17 protein-coding genes and 1 pseudogene are annotated in these 17748 nt (G+C 31.3%); 10 read left to right on the forward strand and 8 right to left on the reverse strand.

The genetic code is table 11. The features are described from left to right. The 4 genes and pseudogenes from ACKTTV_RS05280 to murQ all read right to left on the reverse strand — a co-directional run. Positions 1-933 (reverse strand): annotated as a pseudogene (locus ACKTTV_RS05280) (hypothetical protein); the annotation flags it as partial. A 104-nt stretch (positions 934-1037) separates the two neighbouring features. Continuing rightward, positions 1038-2087: an ATP-grasp domain-containing protein gene (locus ACKTTV_RS05285; protein WP_408029777.1), complete on the reverse strand. Its 1050-nt coding sequence runs from the start codon at positions 2085-2087 to the stop codon at positions 1038-1040. Between the two features lie 11 nt (positions 2088-2098). Further along, positions 2099-2320 carry a DUF6095 family protein gene (locus ACKTTV_RS05290; RefSeq protein ID WP_408029778.1) on the reverse strand — a complete coding sequence of 74 codons (222 nt, stop codon included), beginning with the start codon at positions 2318-2320 and terminating at the stop codon, positions 2099-2101. Positions 2321-2324: 4 nt separating this feature from the next. Next, entirely contained in the window at positions 2325-3140 is an 816-nt protein-coding gene (gene murQ / locus ACKTTV_RS05295; RefSeq protein WP_408029779.1) for an N-acetylmuramic acid 6-phosphate etherase, read from the reverse strand. 107 nt (positions 3141-3247) lie between these two features. Between murQ and ACKTTV_RS05300 the strand changes: the two genes are divergently transcribed. After that, the gene (locus tag ACKTTV_RS05300; RefSeq protein ID WP_408029780.1) at positions 3248-4078 is read left to right on the forward strand and encodes a mechanosensitive ion channel family protein; all 831 of its coding nucleotides are present in this window, start codon (positions 3248-3250) and stop codon (positions 4076-4078) included. A gap of 72 nt (positions 4079-4150) precedes the next feature. Here ACKTTV_RS05300 and ACKTTV_RS05305 read toward each other — a convergent pair whose 3' ends face one another. Then, positions 4151-6391 carry an NADP-dependent isocitrate dehydrogenase gene (locus ACKTTV_RS05305; RefSeq protein ID WP_408029781.1) on the reverse strand — a complete coding sequence of 747 codons (2241 nt, stop codon included), beginning with the start codon at positions 6389-6391 and terminating at the stop codon, positions 4151-4153. Positions 6392-6936: 545 nt separating this feature from the next. Continuing rightward, on the reverse strand, positions 6937-7287 hold the full coding sequence (gene rplS, locus ACKTTV_RS05310) for a 50S ribosomal protein L19 (protein WP_408029782.1): 351 nt from the start codon (positions 7285-7287) through the stop codon (positions 6937-6939). A 266-nt stretch (positions 7288-7553) separates the two neighbouring features. Here rplS and ACKTTV_RS05315 point away from each other — a divergent pair, with 266 nt between their 5' ends. Next, complete coding sequence (locus ACKTTV_RS05315) at positions 7554-8249, forward strand: phosphatase PAP2 family protein (RefSeq protein ID WP_408029783.1); 696 nt, start codon at positions 7554-7556, stop codon at positions 8247-8249. Positions 8250-8254: 5 nt separating this feature from the next. Beyond that, a complete protein-coding gene (locus ACKTTV_RS05320; RefSeq protein ID WP_408029784.1) occupies positions 8255-9751 on the forward strand; it encodes an ArnT family glycosyltransferase in 1497 nt (498 codons plus the stop codon). On the opposite strand, the gene ACKTTV_RS05325 is transcribed toward ACKTTV_RS05320, so the two are convergent. Together ACKTTV_RS05325 and trmD are read right to left on the reverse strand one after the other, a co-directional pair. After that, the gene (locus ACKTTV_RS05325; protein ID WP_408029785.1) at positions 9741-11219 is read right to left on the reverse strand and encodes an ArnT family glycosyltransferase; all 1479 of its coding nucleotides are present in this window, start codon (positions 11217-11219) and stop codon (positions 9741-9743) included. The genes ACKTTV_RS05320 and ACKTTV_RS05325 overlap by 11 nt on opposite strands. Before the next feature lie 69 nt (positions 11220-11288). Then, positions 11289-11966, reverse strand: a complete 678-nt coding sequence (gene trmD, locus ACKTTV_RS05330) for a tRNA (guanosine(37)-N1)-methyltransferase TrmD (protein ID WP_408029786.1) — start codon at positions 11964-11966, stop codon at positions 11289-11291. 273 nt (positions 11967-12239) lie between these two features. Between trmD and ACKTTV_RS05335 the strand changes: the two genes are divergently transcribed. From ACKTTV_RS05335 to ACKTTV_RS05365, 7 genes are all read left to right on the forward strand, one after another. Then, entirely contained in the window at positions 12240-13088 is an 849-nt protein-coding gene (locus ACKTTV_RS05335) for a helix-turn-helix transcriptional regulator (RefSeq protein WP_408029787.1), read from the forward strand. A 379-nt stretch (positions 13089-13467) separates the two neighbouring features. Next, the gene (locus ACKTTV_RS05340; RefSeq protein WP_408029788.1) at positions 13468-14037 is read left to right on the forward strand and encodes a Pvc16 family protein; all 570 of its coding nucleotides are present in this window, start codon (positions 13468-13470) and stop codon (positions 14035-14037) included. A gap of 1 nt (position 14038) precedes the next feature. After that, positions 14039-14842, forward strand: coding sequence for a hypothetical protein (locus ACKTTV_RS05345; RefSeq protein ID WP_408029789.1), 804 nt, complete (start codon positions 14039-14041; stop codon positions 14840-14842). Positions 14843-14974: 132 nt separating this feature from the next. After that, positions 14975-16555 (forward strand): phage tail sheath family protein, encoded by a 1581-nt coding sequence (locus ACKTTV_RS05350; RefSeq protein WP_408029790.1) that lies wholly within the window; start codon positions 14975-14977, stop codon positions 16553-16555. Positions 16556-16616: 61 nt separating this feature from the next. After that, a complete protein-coding gene (locus ACKTTV_RS05355; RefSeq protein ID WP_408029791.1) occupies positions 16617-17078 on the forward strand; it encodes a phage tail protein in 462 nt (153 codons plus the stop codon). Then, positions 17071-17541 (forward strand): phage tail protein, encoded by a 471-nt coding sequence (locus ACKTTV_RS05360; protein WP_408029792.1) that lies wholly within the window; start codon positions 17071-17073, stop codon positions 17539-17541. Before ACKTTV_RS05355 ends, ACKTTV_RS05360 begins: the two co-directional genes overlap by 8 nt. 35 nt (positions 17542-17576) lie before the next feature. Next, positions 17577-17747 (forward strand): DUF5908 family protein, encoded by a 171-nt coding sequence (locus ACKTTV_RS05365; protein ID WP_408029793.1) that lies wholly within the window; start codon positions 17577-17579, stop codon positions 17745-17747. The last annotated feature ends 1 nt before the right edge of the window (position 17748 follow it).

Consider the following 17748-nt stretch of genomic DNA (forward strand, 5'->3'; position numbering starts at 1 on the left):
CTCATCGGTATAAGTAAAGGTACCATTAGCGTTTTCAGCAATAGTTGTTAAAGTTTCAAGATTTCTAACAATATTGGTAAGGTCTAATTGAGTTGTAACCCCATCCTCGTCAGTATAATCGATGTTTGTATTATCTGCATTTAGAGCAATTGTAGTAAGCGTTTCAAGATTCTTAACATCAATATCGGTAGTTCCTCCATTTTCATCGGTATAAGTAAAGGTACCATTAGCATTTTCAGTAATAGTTGTTAAGGTTTCAAGGTTTCTAACAACATTAGTAAGGTCTAATTGAGTTGTAACCCCATCCTCATCGGTATAATCAATATTGATATTATCATTATTAAGAACAATAGATGTTAGTGTTTCAAGGTTTTTAACATCAATAACGGTTGGAGTACCACTTTCATTAGTATATGTAAATGTTCCATTATTATTTTCGACAATTGTTGTAATGGTTTCAATGTCACTTATAATGTCACCTAAATTTACACTACCTCCATTAACTAAATTTAATGTATTCGTAGTATTATCGAAAGTTAGTACTTGAATTTCGTTTGTAGGATCATTATCGGCATCATCAATTAGTGAGCTCAAATTAACTTGCCCCCAATCACCTAATGATAATATGTTGGTGTTGGTATCAAATTCGAGAGGTCTACTTCCAACTTGATCACATAAACTTGTCCAGGTCATATTTCCATATTGGTAAATACAGTCCTGATCGGTATTGTAGACAATTGCTCCTTCCAAAGGGAAAATTAAATTCATCTGAGCATCAGTAACTCGAGTAATGACAAGTACTTTATCACTACTTTCAAGTTCTAGAACAGAGCTTCCATTAATTACGTTGGGATTGTCTCCAATTTTTACTTGACCTAAGGTACTAGCAATTGATGTAAAAATCAGAGCAAATAAAATAATAATTCTCTTCATAATATCACGTTATTAATCCACCGAAGTTGAGATGGCTCCAGTAGATATAAGGGGTTATATAATATTTAGACGTTGTTTTCTTTAAATAGTCACAAATATAGGGTTTAAATTATATTTTTAATAGTTGATATATAGTTTTTTAACTGTAAGATTTCCTTTGAAAATTCTCTTGTATTTTTGTAAGGAATCTTTAATGCTTTATGGTTTGTAGTAGATATATTGTATAGGTTTTTCCAGTGATTTCGAATTTCTTTTAAGGCTTCTAGGTAGGTAAAGTTCTCACTATCATATATGTGAGTGGGTTCAGCAATGATGCCGTTAATTTCCAGTATTTTTATATTTTCTCCTCTTTCAAGTTCTTCGAAGGAGTTGTATTTGATGTCAAGACGTCCGTAATACCATCCATTAATTGATTTATTTATTTTATCAAAGGTGTCATGAAGCTTCTGACTAATCAAATAATTGCCATTTATGAATTGAGTTCCTTTACAATGATTTCCTATAACAGACAGTTTTATCGATTCATTTTTCGCAGGGATTTTTTCCAATTCAGAAAACTTAGTTTGACAAATAATATCAAAATAGAGTTTGGCCCTATCATCGTTCAAAACAAGATCTTTTAATTTAGTAACCCCATCTCCTTTAACAGAAAGAAACTTCTTTAAGGTTATTGATGTTATTTTACCTTTTTCAGCTTTAGGGTTTCTTACATAGAAAATACCACATTCATTATTTAAGTCAACGTATTCCTGAATAATGATGTCAATTTTATACTTCTCTAAATAATTTTTTAATTCGCTTTCAGATTTTATTTTTTTTACCAGCAATCCTCTAAATCCAATATCAGGTTTCGCTATTAATGGGAAGATAATTTTATTTCTATTTAAATCTTCAAGAACAGAGTTGAAACTGGTATTAGGTTTAACAAGTAAAGACTTTGGTCTTAAATCTTCTGGGATTAACTGTATTGTTTCATACTTACTTTCGGTACCATTACCAGAGCTTTTTATGCTTGGATTTGCAGCTGTGAAAAAGGTGAGTTTCTTTGCTCTCCATGCCAAATAAAATGCATAGGGAAGATTGGGGATGTAGAAAAATGACGATGGCCAATACTCCCAATTAAAGATTTTATGGTACTTTTTACTATACTTCAAATTAACGTTCTTTATTCTTTGAAAAGAGAATCTAAAATGGTTTTTATTGTTTTAAATCCGAAATATATTGTATATAAAGTTAAGAAAATACTTAGAATAAATAAAGAATAAGCAATAAATATTTTTGGAGATGTTGTAAAAACTCTCAAAGCTTTAAACGAAATATTTAATAATATGGGGGATAATATTAGCAAAAAAAGAAGGATAAGTGTATTTCTAAAACCTTTTTCCATAGTATTATTTTTGTTTAAAATTTTTCAGGGCATTTCTTACACTTCCATGAGTTTTTAAGAGGTTTTCGGCTTCAAGTTCTTCGATGTTGAGTTCAGACTTGAGAATGTCAATACCTCTTTTTACAAGTTTATTGTTAGAAAGCTGCATATCAACCATTTTATTGCCTTTTACTTTCCCAAGTTGAATCATAGTTGAAGTAGAAATCATATTAAGAACTAACTTTTGTGCTGTTCCTGCTTTCATTCTTGAACTACCTGTAACATATTCTGGTCCAACAATTACGACAACTGGGAATTGAGCGGTTAATGCTAATGGGCTTTTATCATTACAAGTTATGCATCCAGTGATAATGTTATTTTCATTACATTTTTCAAGAGCAGCAATAACATAAGGTGTTGTTCCAGAAGCTGCTATTCCAATAACAACATCATTGTCGTTAATATCGTGTTCTGATAGATCTTTCCATCCTTGTGTTTTTGAGTCTTCGGCAAACTCAACGGATTTACGAATGGCTTGATCTCCTCCAGCAATTAACCCTACTACAAGTTCATGAGAAACACCAAAGGTAGGTGGACATTCACTTGCGTCAACAATACCGAGTCTGCCGCTTGTTCCTGCTCCAATGTAAAAAAGTCTACCACCGTTTTTAAGTTTAGCAACAATTTGGGTAACGAGTGCTTTAATTTGAGGGATAGCTTTTTCAACAGCGATTGGAACCGTTTTGTCCTCACGATTCATATCACTAAGGATTTCCAAAAGCTCTTTTTTTTCTAAATTATTGTAGTTAGAATCTTGTTCTGTTGTCTTTATAAATGTCATAGAACAAAGTTACAAATATTCACTTTACTGAAGTATTAAATTTCTTAAAGTGACCAACAAAAAAAAGAGGGGTCATACTATATGTAAAAACAAAAAATTAAAGTATAATGGAAACAATACAAAATTCTTTAACCAACTTTTATAATTCTATTGCTGCTGGTATTGGTGATTGGGGACTTAAACTTCTTGGAGCACTAGCTGCGCTGATAATTGGGTTGTGGATAATCCGATTTATTATGAAAGCGGTTTCTCGTGCCTTTGAGTCAAAACATGTGGATGAAACGCTAAGGCCTTTTTTAGTTACTCTTTTAGGGTTTGTGCTGAAGGCATTACTTATTATTTCAATAGCGGGAATAGTTGGGGTTCCAATAGCGACTTTTGCGGCTTTAATAGCTGGTGTAGGTGTTGCGATTGGTGCAGCATTTAATGGTTCGTTAGGGCATTTAGCTTCAGGTATTATGTTGTTAATTTTCCGACCTTTTAAAGTTGGAGATTTAATAAAGACAAATGGCGCTTTTGGTTTTGTGAAGGAGATATCTGTTTTTGTAACCGTTATTGAAACTTTTCAAAAAGAAACTGAGATTATACCTAATTCAGCAATTACTGCAGGAAAAATAACCAATTTATCAACTGTAGGGAGTTTGCGTATAGATATGCCATTCGCAATTCGATATGGTGCTGATATTTCTAAAGCAAAAGATATAGTACTTGATGTTTTGGTTAAAGATATTAATGTATTGAAAATAGAAGGGATGCAGCCGAGAGTTGCTGTTAATAATCTGGGAGAGAATAGTGTTGAATTGTTAGCTTTACCATATGTGAAAAGTGAAAACTATTGGGATGTGTATTGGGATACCAGGCAAAAAATAGTTGAAGCTTTAGGTAGTGCTGGTTATGAAGCTCCATTACCACAGAGAGTTGTAACGATGCATAAGTAATGATACAATAGATATAAAATAAAAAAGGAATCAAATTTGATTCCTTTTTTATTTTATATTGTAATCTCTGTATTAAGAAACAGCAACGTTTATATTATCAATAATTGAATTGAATGTGTTACTTGGTCTCATAATAGCATCAGCAAGTTTATCGTTTGGTTCATAATAACCACCAATATTTGCACTAACACCTTGAACAGAGTTTAGTTCTTCTACAATAGTAGCTTCACTTTCAGCTAAACTTTTAGCGATACCCTCAAATTGAGATCTTAATTCATTATCTAAATCTTGTGTAGCTAAAGCTTCTGCCCAGTATAGAGCTAAGTAAAAATGAGAACCTCTATTATCTAATTCACCAGTCTTTCTTGAAGGACTCTTTTTGTTTTCTAAAAGTTTTCCAGTAGCGAAATCTAATGAGTCGGCAAGTACTTTAGCTTTTGGGTTATTATTTACTTCAGATAAGTGTTCTAAAGAAACAGCTAAAGCCAAAAACTCACCAAGAGAGTCCCAACGTAAGTGATTTTCCCCTGTTAATTGCTCAACATGCTTTGGAGCAGAACCACCAGCACCAGTTTCAAATAAACCACCACCATTCATTAAAGGAACAATTGATAACATTTTTGCAGATGTACCAAGCTCAAGAATAGGGAAGAGGTCAGTTAAGTAATCACGTAAAACGTTTCCTGTTACGGAAATTGTGTCTTCACCTGCTTTAACTCTTTCTAAAGTATATTTAGTAGCTTCTACTGGAGATAAGATTTTAATTTCTAACCCAGAAGTATCATGATTAGGTAAATATTTCTCTACTTTCTTAATGATTTCAGCGTCATGAGCTCTATTTTTACCTAACCAGAAAACTGCAGGCGATCCAGTAGCTCTTGCTCTTGAAACAGCTAATTTAATCCAATCTTGAATAGGAGCATCTTTTGTTTGACACATTCTCCAAATATCTCCTTCTTCAACGTCATGTTCAATAAGAACATTGTTGTTGCTATCTAAAACTTGAACTTTACCGTTTGAAGCTATTTCAAAAGTTTTGTCGTGAGAACCATATTCTTCAGCTTTCTTTGCCATTAAACCAACATTAGGAACAGTTCCCATTGTAGTTGGATCAAAAGCTCCATTCTTTTTACAGAAATCAATTGTTTCTTGATATAGTCCTGCATAAGAACTGTCAGGAATCACAGCTTTCGTGTCTTGAGTTTTTCCTTCTTTATTCCACATTTGACCTGAAGTACGGATCATAGCAGGCATAGAAGCATCAATAATAACATCAGAAGGAACATGTAGGTTGGTAATTCCTTTGTCAGAATTTACCATAGCAAGATCAGGGTTGCTCGCATAAATAGCCTCAATATCTTTTAATATTTCAGCTTTCTTTTCATCGGAAACTTCGTCTAAGTTTCTTAATAAGTTACCAAATCCGTTATTTACGTCAACACCAATTTCTTCAAATGTTTCACCATGCTTTTCAAATAAATCTTTAAAGAATACTCTTACTGCATGTCCAAAAATAATAGGATCAGAAACCTTCATCATGGTAGCTTTCATATGCAAAGAGAAAAGAACTCCATCGTTTTTCGCATCAGTAACTTGCTCTTCTAAAAATGCGATAAGTTTCTTTTTGTTCATTACAGAGGCATCAATAACTTCTCCGTCTAATAAAGAAACTTTTTCTTTTAAAACGGTTGAATTTCCATTAGCATCCGTATGAACTATTTTAACATCTGTACCTTTATCTAATGTTACAGATTTTTCATTATGTGCAAAATCACCATCTGTCATTGTAGCAACGTGTGTCTTAGAGTCAGAACTCCAAGCACCCATTGAATGAGGATTTTTCTTAGCGTAATTCTTTACTGCCTTAGGTGCTCTTCTATCAGAGTTTCCTTCACGTAAAACTGGGTTCACAGCAGAACCTTTTACTTTATTATAACGGTCTAAAATAGCTTTCTCGTCATCATTGGTTACTTCTTCAGGGTATTCAGGAAGAGCGAAACCAAGATCTTGTAATTCTTTTATTGCAGCCTTTAATTGAGGTACAGAAGCCGAAATATTTGGAAGTTTAATAATATTAGCCTCTGGTTTTGTTGCTAAATCGCCAAGAAAAGCTAAAGCATCTTCAACTTTTTGGTCTTCTGGTAATAAGTCAGAAAAATTAGCAAGAATACGTCCTGCTAATGAAATATCTTTAATTTCAATTTCTATATTCGATGATTTTGTAAAAGCTTTTACTATAGGTAAAAACGAACGAGTTGCTAACGCTGGAGCTTCATCCGTTTTGGTATACATGATTTTAGCCGTATTGCTCATAAGTAAGAATTAAATTAATTATTTTGAAGTCAGGCAAATTTATGAATAACCTGCGAATTTTTTGATGCAAAATTATTATTAATTCAGTGGTTTTATTGATTTTATAATAATTGTTAAAGGCTTTTTTGAGGATTTGTTGATAAAAGTAAAAGCCATATTAAAATTTTTGGGTTTTAATATGGCTTTTTTAAAATAGTTAAACTTAAGTAGGTTTAGCTATTTTATAGAACCTTGCGGCTCCTATATTAGGTAACTCTTTTCATTAATTCAATAACTATTATTACTTAAATCAAGATATACAACTAATTCATCTTATGAATAAAAATGTATTGTTACTATCCTTCTCATTTGTTAAAAAAAGAACAAAAGTTTACCTAAAATTTATATGATAAAGATCTTTATATTTCAAAGATACAAACTTAACGTGATTTTTACTTCTATTTTAACTGTTTAGTTATTAATAAGTTATGAACCGGGGTTGTTAACTTTTGTTAATAAAAAAAGCGCAGTACAAACTGCGCTTTTCTGAAAATATAAACTTGTGTTTAGTTTCTTCTTTCTTTGATTCTTGCTTTTTTACCAGTAAGACCTCTAAAGTAGTAAATACGTGCTCTACGAACTTTTCCTCTTTTATTAACTTCAATTTTTTGAATTGAAGGTAAGTTTACTGGGAAAATACGCTCAACACCAATAGTTCCTGACATTTTTCTAATAGTAAATGTTTCAGAGCTACCATTACCTCTTCTTTGAATAACAACACCTCTAAAGAACTGAGTACGTGTTTTATTCCCTTCTTTAATTTCGTAATAAACTGTTATTGTATCACCAGCAGCAAATTCTGGTAAGTCATTTTTTGCTACAAATTCGTCTTGTACAAATTTTACTAAAGATTCCATTTTAATCTATATTTTATGGTTTTACGAAAAACAACATTCACGATTCTCGTCAGAGGTTGATTTTGTGCGTGCAAATTTATGACTTTTTTCTATATAATAAACCTAAGAGTTAAATTATTTTTAAGTTATTTTAATTTCAATAGGTTTTTAATAAAATGTTGCGCTAAAGTTAATTAGGTTGAATTCTTTAAACTTCCTTAAGAATATTTTAAAACAGTGGCAATCTTCCTTATATAGATTTACAATCTATTTAAAAGTAAAGGAAAATGAATACCAGCTTAGTATTAAAATCAAATCAAAAACAAAGAAAACAATCTAAAAGAGGCATTTATAAAATCAAAAACATTTTATGGGATTTGATAATATCTATTCGAGTACAAACCTATATTATGTATGGTGTGTTTTTTCTGATTTCATTTTTCTTAGTGATGCTAGTGAATAAATTTACTCTACATACTATTACAAATAAATTTCATAGTTCCTTTTTCGATGTGTTTTTTAAATATGCCACTCATATTGGAGATGGAGTAATGTTTGGAGTGTTAGTGCTAGTATTTTTATCTGTAAAGCGTAAAATGGCATTGGTTTTTTTGGTAGGAGGAATATTAACGCTTCTTGTTACTCATTTATTAAAGAAGGTTGTTTTTAAAGGAATAGCAAGACCTGTTGGTGCTTTAGGGGAAGATGTATTACACTTGGTTGATGGGGTTAAAATAGCATTATGGAATTCATTTCCTTCGGGACATACAATTACCGCATTTACCATTTTTACTATTTTGTCTTTATATTTTACGAAATGCAAATCTCAGTATTTATGGTTTTCGCTAGCTATTATAGCAGCACTCTCACGAGTGTATCTATCTCAGCACTTTTTAATTGACGTTTTTGTTGGATCGTTTATCGGAATTCTAATTGGGTTTCTAAGTATGGCTATTTTTAATAAACCTAAAACAATTCATTAAGAGGAATGGATTATAAGAAAGCCGTTCTGTTGTTAATAGGTGTAAGTACATTCGCTAGAATTATTCTAGCAAATCAATTAGAATTTGGAAATGATGAAGTGTATTATTGGTTGTATGCTAAATATCCAGATCTAAGCCATTTCGACCACCCTCCATTTGTGGGGTTTTTTATTCAGTTTTTTACTTTTGACTTATTTTTTGATAGTGAACTTGCAATTAGGTTAGCCGCAATTTTACCAGCAAGTATTTCAATGTACCTGGTATTTTTAATAGGAAGTTATATCGGAGACGAAAGAACTGGTTTTATTTCAGTTTTGTTATACAATATAAGTATTTACGGATTCATAATTTCAGGTTTATTTATTCTTCCAGATGCTCCGTTGTTACTTTTTTGGTTGTTGAGTTTTTACTGCCTAGTTCAAGCTTTACCGAAAGTACCTGCCAAGAATTCGAGATTGAAACTTTTTTTAGGTTTCTTTTTTATTGGTTGCGCAATTTATTCAAAATATCAAGGAGTGTTTCTATTGCTTGGAGTCCTACTTTATATAATTTTTATTAATAAAGATTGGTTAAAGGATTGGAGCTTGTATGTAGCATTGATTTTTCCGATTTCATTTATTGCTCTCATCGTTTTATGGAATTACAATAATGATTTTATTAGTTATTCATTTCATAATGATAGAGTTTCTTTGTTTAGTTTTAAGTTTAACAGGCACTCTTTTTTGCGGGAATGGTTAGGGCAAATTCTTTACAATAATCCTTATGTATATGTAATGATTATTTTTATGTTTATTGGAATTCTTAAAAAGAAGTTCACTATTCAAAGGGAGTATTTATGGATGTTCTTGTTTTTTAGTCTTCCGTTAATATTTGTAACACTATACCTATCATTGTTTAGAGACACCTTACCTCATTGGTCTGCCTTGTCGTATATAACAATTTTACCTTTATTAGCAGTTTTTCTTGAAAGGAAGAAAAAGCTAGCAAGAAATTTAAAGATTGGGTTCACATTTTTTGTTATGCTCTGTCTTTTAGCTTCGGTATGGATTAATAACGGATGGTTTTCTTCTCAGAAGGGAAATACGAATAAAGAAATGTATGGGAGGAATGATGCGATCTTGGATATGTATGGTTGGGAACAAGCATCAAAGAAGGTTTCTAATTATTTGATGGATAAAAAGCTTTTAAACCTACCGATAGTTTCAGATAAATGGTTTCCAGCAGCACATATAGATTATTACCTGGCTCGACCTAATAATATGAATGTATACGGAATAGGGGAACTTAAGAATATTCATAAGTATTATTGGATAAATAAACAGCGACCATCTATAAAAAATAATGAAGAGTTCTTATACATTACTGATAGCCGAAATTTTAGAAGTCCAAAGGAAGTATACCAAGATAAATATCAAGAATATAAGCTACTTGAAGTATTTCCAATAAGCAGAAATAATCAAGTTGTTAAGAATGTGTTTCTTTACTTATTAATTAAGGGTTAGCATTGTATTCTTTGCAGTAAAACACCCAGAATTTACGCAGCTTTTTGCCGTTTTTTTCAATAATTATAGGTTCAAGTTCAGTAACGTTTGAAAAATAATTATTAAGTAAAGGATTAATTTCTCCTTTTTTATTATCGTTTTTAAAGCGTGTATCAGAATCGATGAAAATGGCATTTTTACCATTTAAAGTGGATAAATCATCTCCTAAATAATCAAAATGTAAAGCGTGTTTTCCGATAATATTTTGAGCATAAACTTTATCATTCATGTAAAAATTAAGAACAGCTGACGTTTTGTATTTATCATCTGAAAAAACAAATGAATCAGGATATTTATTTTGGATTTTTTGAGTTTCTAAAGCTAATTCTTCCCAACCTACCCAAGTATCATCACTTTTGACTGGAACAAAATAAAAAACTACTTGAAGTGCTACTAAAAAATGTAAAACAACTGAGATAATTAATTGGATTTTCAGAAGTTTTCTTGTAATAAACATTGAAGCCAAGATAATTCCCGTAACATACGAAGGCATTAACCAGTTTAGCTTTACCCAGTAAAATGGAGTTAAAATCATAAATCCTAGAAATGTAGGAATAAAAAAAGCTAATAAAAACAATGTTTTTGTACTTGGTAATTTAAATTTTATAAGGGCTCTTTTTACGTATTTGAAGGTGAAAACCAAAAAGATTGAGAATAAGATTGGTAATAATAAAAATAATTGATGACCAAGAGCTCCAAAGAAAAACTTAGGGTGAATTTTGAATCCAGACATTGAGGAGGTTCTCTCTGAAGATTGGAATAAGAATGAAGCAAAATCATGTTGATAATTCCACCACCAAACTGGAAAAGTAATTAATGCAGAAATAACAAGACTTGCCCAAAACCAAGGAGAGAATAACAGCTTTCTCTTTTTATTCGAAAATAAAATAAAGGCGATTAACCCAAATTGAAGTAATAGCGCCGTGTATTTACTGTCAAAAGCCAATCCCATGGTAATTCCTGCATAAATCCAGTAAGCTTTTTTGTTTTCGAAAATAGCTCTATAAAGGAACAAAACACTTAAAGTCCAAAAGAGCATTAACGGAACATCAGGTGTAGAGTTAAACGATAATATCGAAATAAATAAGGTTGAAATTAGTAGTAATAAAGATTTTAATACTTTATCCTTAGATAAAAATAGCGTTGATAATTTATAGAAACTAAGAATAGTTAATGTGGTAACCACGAAATTAGCCAGTTTTACCACAAAAACGTATTTACCAAAGGTTATTGTAAACATTCTTAACATATATCCAATCATTCCTGGATGATCAAAATATGATAACGAAAGATTTTCACCATAAAAATGATAGTAAGCGTCTTGTGGCATTAGCCCCATAGAAGGAAGTAAGCAAAATCTAAATAACTGAAAAGCAATAACAATGGTTATTGCAGGATTTTTTTCAATGAATGTGGTTATTGTGTTCAAATTATCTATTATGGTTTTAAACGCTGTTTTTATTGAAAATCTTTAAGATAAGCTTGTAAGATATGGTATTTACTCATCAAGTAAATCAGGACGAATAGACTTTGTTCTTTCATAAGCCTTTTCAGTTCTCCATTCTTCAATCTTTGGAAAGTTTCCAGATAATAAAACTTCTGGTACTTTCATACCTTCATATTCGGCAGGTCTAGTGTAAACAGGAGGTGATAACAAATTATCTTGAAAAGAATCTGTTAAGGCAGAAGTTTCATCTCCAAGTACTCCAGGAATCAATCGAATTACAGCATCACAGAGAACAGCAGCTGCTAATTCACCTCCGGTTAAAACATAATCTCCAATAGAAACTTCTTTGGTAATATATTTATCACGAACTCTTTGATCAACACCTTTATAATGCCCTGTTAAAATAATGATGTTTTCTTTTAGTGATAAAGTATTCGCAGTAGCCTGATTTAGTGTAGGAGCGTCAGGAGTCATATAAATGATTTCGTCATATTCTCTTTCGGCTTTTAATTTCTCAATACACTTTGCTATTGGTTCAATCATTAAAACCATACCTGCACCACCACCAAATTGATAATCGTCAACTTGACGATAATTTCCAAAGCCAAATTCTCTCAAATTATGAAGATGAACTTCGGCGAGATTTTTTTCAATGGCTCTTTTCATCATTGAGTTTTCAAAAGGACTTCTTAATAAATCTGGTTCTACAGTAATAATATCGATTCGCATTTGGCAAAAGTAAGATTTACATTCTTTATGTTACAAATTATATTTCAAATGATATTCAAACTAAAAAATTTCATAAGGGAAAAACGGTCGCTCTTACCCAAAATTTTAACGCTGATAGATTTTCTTTTAAAGGGATTTAATAATTAACTAACTTAAATGGAAATGGTTATAAATAGTTCTAAAGTTCACCTATGATAGTTCTATTTGTAGACAACTAACGTAAATGGAGCAATTCATTTTGTTTGAGAGTAAATTCTAACTAAACTACACTTAATGATGAAAGAAAAATATATAATCATTGTATCTGATTATAGTAAAACACTTTCTAAAATAATGAATGCGCTTGAGTGTATAAAGGGGTATAACAAGTTAACAATTAACTCTATATCCCTATTAGATCAAATGTCATCGCTTAAACCTGAGCTTATTATTGTAAGTTGTAAAAATAATGTTATCGAACTTACAAAACTGAATAATTTGAAAGAGAAGACTTTACCTAAAGTACTTTGCTTAATTAATAGATTTGAAAATATAAACTATTCTCAGATTAATACACCGCTCATAACATTATCGTTAGAACAGTCTTTAGAGAAAAAATATTTACTTTCGAATGTAAATAGTTTACTTCAGATTAATTGTCAAGTGGAGAAAAACAATTCTCCTTCAAAAGATTATAAGGGGAAGTCGTTGAGTTTAATAAATGAAAATAAAAACCTAGCGAGATATGTTCTTGAACTTGACCAAAAAAGAGAGCTTTTAAAGAATATAGTGGAAAAAGTAAGAGAATTAGGAGGGCTCGTAGATTCTGAAATTAAAGTAAAATTGAATTCTATTATTAATCAAATAAAACTTGATGGTAACTCTAATCATTGGGAAGATTTTAAAGTGTATTTCGAAAATATAAATCCTGGTTTTATAAAGTCGTTAAGCTTAAAATATCCTTCTCTTACTTCTAAAGATTTGAAATATTGTTGCTATCTAAAAATGAATATGTCTAACGAAGACATAAGAAATCTCCTCGGAATTAACCAAGAAAGCGTAAGGACTCATAAATATAGATTAAAGAAGAAGATGGTATTGAAAAAGGAACAAGATTTAAAGAGCTATATCAATTTATTCTAAGAGTTCTTATAATCCTTAAAGCTACAAGCTTTTATTATTTGATTAACTTATTGTTGCTATAACATAACATCCATTAAGCCATATAATTCCTTTTTTGAGATAACCTCAATAGTTATACTTTTTATCCCAATGTTTTTATAATAATACATTTATTTTCTTATATCAATAGGTCTTTTAACCTGTTTTAAGGAAAGGTATGATTAGAACAGAAATCATGTTTTTCTCTTTTAATGTTGTTCCATTGAAAAAGCGCGATGTCTATGAATTGTCTACGCTTAAAAGACTTGTAGAAGTAACTGTATATGAATTGTAGACAGTAGGTATTGGGAAAGAACCTTGCTTGCCAATTAACTTTGTAGATGAACCAAGCAAACTAATAATGATAGCAAGCGCTTTACGATATACTAAGTTAACTTTTGATCAATTTTTGAAGTCAAAATTTGGTTTAAATGATACTATCGTAGCACTTGATAGAATTATAGACCAAAATGGAACAGTTCCTTTAGAAATTAAAAATAAAGTTGTTCTAACCCTTATTCATGTTGAGCAGGAAACTGTCAAACCTTTTTATAATAGAAACAGAGGACTTGATAATGGAAAGTTTGAGCATACTTCAACAGAAGAAAAGTATAATTTATTTCTACTAGTCAGTTCCTGTTTTGATGATTATGAGGAGACATTAAAATTTTTGGATGTTTCAATTCATTTTTTTCAAACTTATGGAACTATAGATAAAAGTGTGAATTCATTAATTCCTAAAGGAATAAAAAAACTGGAATTCGAATTTCAAACAGGAAATGACTATTTGCAAATGCATAATCTATGGAGTGCATTAGGGGCAAAATATCAACCTTCGGTAATTTATAAAATGAAACTAATTACCATTGGAGGTAGCGAGGTGAAAGAATTTATATCAGGAGTTAATCAATCATCAAATACGGTTAATTAAGGTGATAAGTGATTATAAAAAAATATTTCAGTTAAAGGTAAATCATTCATATTATGAAGATGGTGTTTGCAAAGAATTGAGCTATATTCCATCAGATGATACCAAGGAAGTTTTTTCTAGATACCAGTTTAAAACTAAAATTAATAATGACGGTTTTTCTCTGTTTTTTTCTAGTAAAAATAACAGCAATACTTTTTTGAATTATATAATCAAAGCAACTGGGATAAAGGAATTTGAATTTACTATAGCGGCGGATGAGAATTTTTATCAAATAACGCAATGGCCAAATAGTAAAATAGGATATTTCAGTGCAACAACTTCTTCCGTAATAAAGGGAGCTGAAAATTATGATTTAATAAAAACTTTTAATGAAGTTGCTGACTCAAAAAAAGTGGTAAAAATAACATTCAATATTGAAGATTTGTTAAACAATTCAGGTAAAAGTTATGTGCTGAATTTCACGGCAAAAAAAACTCAGTTAAGTTATGCTTTTATCAATCAGAGCAACCAATTTTATAAGAAACTATATATCCAATCCGTTCCGGAAATTAAATTCTCAGATGCTAATAATATTATTCTCGAAAATGGTCAAGATGCTATCTCTTTTCTTTCGGAAAACACGGAAATACAGTTGTCTGAGCGACCGAAGTATCAGCTTAATCTTTGTGCAGAAAACGAAAAGTTAGGTACAAAAAGAAATAAAGTTATTTATAGAGGATTACCACATCCAAACCCATCGGTTTATCAAATATTGAAGCAAGAAAATAAAAACATAATAAGATCCTTAATGTACGTGTACATATGATATTCTTCTAAAGAATTAGGAAGATAACGTTTTAACTCATAGTAAACTATTATTCTGATTGAGCAGATAAAATTGAGTGAACGTATAAATACAAACAAATATTATTTAATAATAAAAATATAATCTGACCTTATGAATCTATCTACTATTAAAACACCCGGGGTGTATATTAATGAATTAAATGCATTTGGTAATTCTGTTGTTCCAGTAGCAACGGCAGTACCCGCATTTATAGGATATACTCCTCAGGCGGTATATGAAGGGAAATCATATACAAACGTTCCAACAAAAATTAGCTCGTTTTCAGAGTTTAAAACAATTTTTTGTTATCCAGACCCTCCAGCACCAGCTGATCCTGCTAAGCAATATAATCCCGAGTATTATTTGGTAGCAGAGAAAAGCCAACCAGAAAAAGGAGACTATATTCTAATTGAAGATACTTACTATTCTATTGTACCAGATCCAAATACCATTTATTATTTATACAACAGTATTCGTTTATTTTATGAAAATGGAGGAGCTGATGCGTATATAGTTTCGGTGGGTACTTATGGAGCATCTTCAGGTAAACCAATGACTCCAGGTGATCAAATTGTGAATCCAAACGTTCAGTTGAATGATTTAACAAGTGGCTTGGCTTTACTTAAAAATGAGGAAGAACCAACCATGTACATTTGTCCCGAAGCAACATTATTAGCTCCGGCAAATAATGAAACTTTAATGCAAGAAATGTTGTTGCAATGTACTGAAATGCAAACTGCCGTTAGTATTTTCGATGTTATTGGAGGAAGAAATCCAGATCCTATTTTATGGACTCAAGACATTCAAAATTTTAGAAACAGCACAGGAACTAATGGTTTAGATTATGGAGTTGCTTATTATCCTTTTATTGGTACTACCATAATGCAAACTTCAGATATTGACTATACCAATCTTTTCGGAGGTGATTTAAAAAAATTACAACCTTTATTGAGTACAGCCAGTAACCCAAATCAAGCGGTTGAAACAATTATTTCAAATATTGAATCTCCATCAGGAAACCCATTAACGGTAAGTCAGTATAACAATTCATTAATTACGGCTAGTAAAACGTATAGTACAATTATTAATCATGTTCTAAGCGATGCTAATATTTTACCTCCAAGTTCAGGAATGGCCGGAGTAATTACTGTAACAGATAATCAAGTTGGTCCTTGGCAAGCCCCTGCCAATACTTCAATAGTTGGTGCGGCTAGTTTACCAATTAAACTATCAGACTCACAACAAGCTGGACTAAATGTTGACGCTGTATCAGGAAAGTCAATAAATGCGATTCGATTTTTCAACGGATTAGGAATTTTAGTTTGGGGAGCAAGAACTTTAGATGGAAATAGTTTAGACTGGCGATATATTTCAGTAAGAAGAACCATGACCTTCCTTGAGCAGTCATGTAAGCTAGCTTGTCATGCCTATGTTTTTGAACCAAATGATAAGAATACTTGGGAAGGAGTAAAGGCTATGATAGGAAGTTTCCTTAATGGAATATGGAAACAAGGAGGGCTTCAAGGGGCCAGCGCTGCGGATGCATTTTCTGTAGAGTGCGGTTTAGGAACTACAATGACTTCAGAAGATATTTTAAATGGATTTATGAATGTTACGATAAAAGTGGCAGTTGTAAGACCTGCAGAATTTATCGTGCTTACATTCCAACAAGAAATGGCTAAATCAAGTTAATTGAGGAAGGCTTAATACTAAAAAATATAACCAATATAAAAATAACTAAAAAAATAAAGACATGGCAGATGATGGTAGTAAGGAAGGGTCAACGTGGCCCATGCCTAAGTTTCGATTTGAAGTAGATTTAGGAACTGAATTAAAAGGAGTTGCATTTCAGGAGGTTTCTGGAATGGACGTAGAAAACCAAATAATAGAATACCGTAAAAGTAATAGCCCGCTGTTTTCAACAGAAAAGATGCCAGGTATTGTGAAATACGGTAATGTAACAATGAAGCGTGGAATTTTCGTAAATGACAATACTTTTTGGGATTGGCATGCGCAAATTAAAATGAACACTATTAAAAGAAGAACAGTGTTAATTAAGCTATTAGATGAAAATGGTAAAGTAACTATGCAATGGCAATTAAATAATGCGTGGCCAACAAAAATTACAAGTACTGATCTGAAATCTGATGGAAATGAAGTAGCTGTTGATACTATTGAAATAGCTCATGAACAGTTGATTATAACAAATGGATAGTAATAATCCATATCCTGTAGGATTTTATTTTGAACTTTCATTTAAAGGACAGGATGCTGCTTTCAAAGAAGTATCAGGATTGTCAAAAGAATTAAGCTTAGAAGAAGTTACTTGCGGTGGGGAGAATCGCTTCAAATATCGACTCCCTACAGTAACTTCAACTAAAAATATTGTTTTGAAACGAGCCTTAATTCCAGAAGGGTCTCCTTTGGTCGATTGGTGTGCCAGCTCTCTGGATGAAGGCCTAGCCAATCCGATTGAAGTTCATGATGTTTCAGTGAATTTGTTGGATGAAGAAGGGAAGGTGTCAGTAAAATGGACTTTCTATAATGCTTATCCAGTAAAATATTCCGTATCTGATTTGAAATCGCAAGAGAGTGAAATAGTAATGGAGTCTATGGAACTTGCATACACCTATTTTGAAGTTGCACAAGACACTTCTATTGCTGATTTATTTTCATAAATACATTATTCATACTATTTCAAAAAGAAATAATTATGCCTATAGAAATTAGAGAATTAATCATAAAGACAGAAATAAAGTCGATTGAGCAAGTTCAAGCGCCAATTGTTTCGAGTGCTTTAATTAATGATTTAAAAAATGAAGTTTTAGAAAACTGTAAAAAAATGATTGTAGATAGTACCAAAAGAAAAGTATACAATAGATAAT

This window comes from Tenacibaculum xiamenense, from assembly GCF_964513065.1.
Lineage (GTDB): Bacteria > Bacteroidota > Bacteroidia > Flavobacteriales > Flavobacteriaceae > Polaribacter > Polaribacter xiamenense.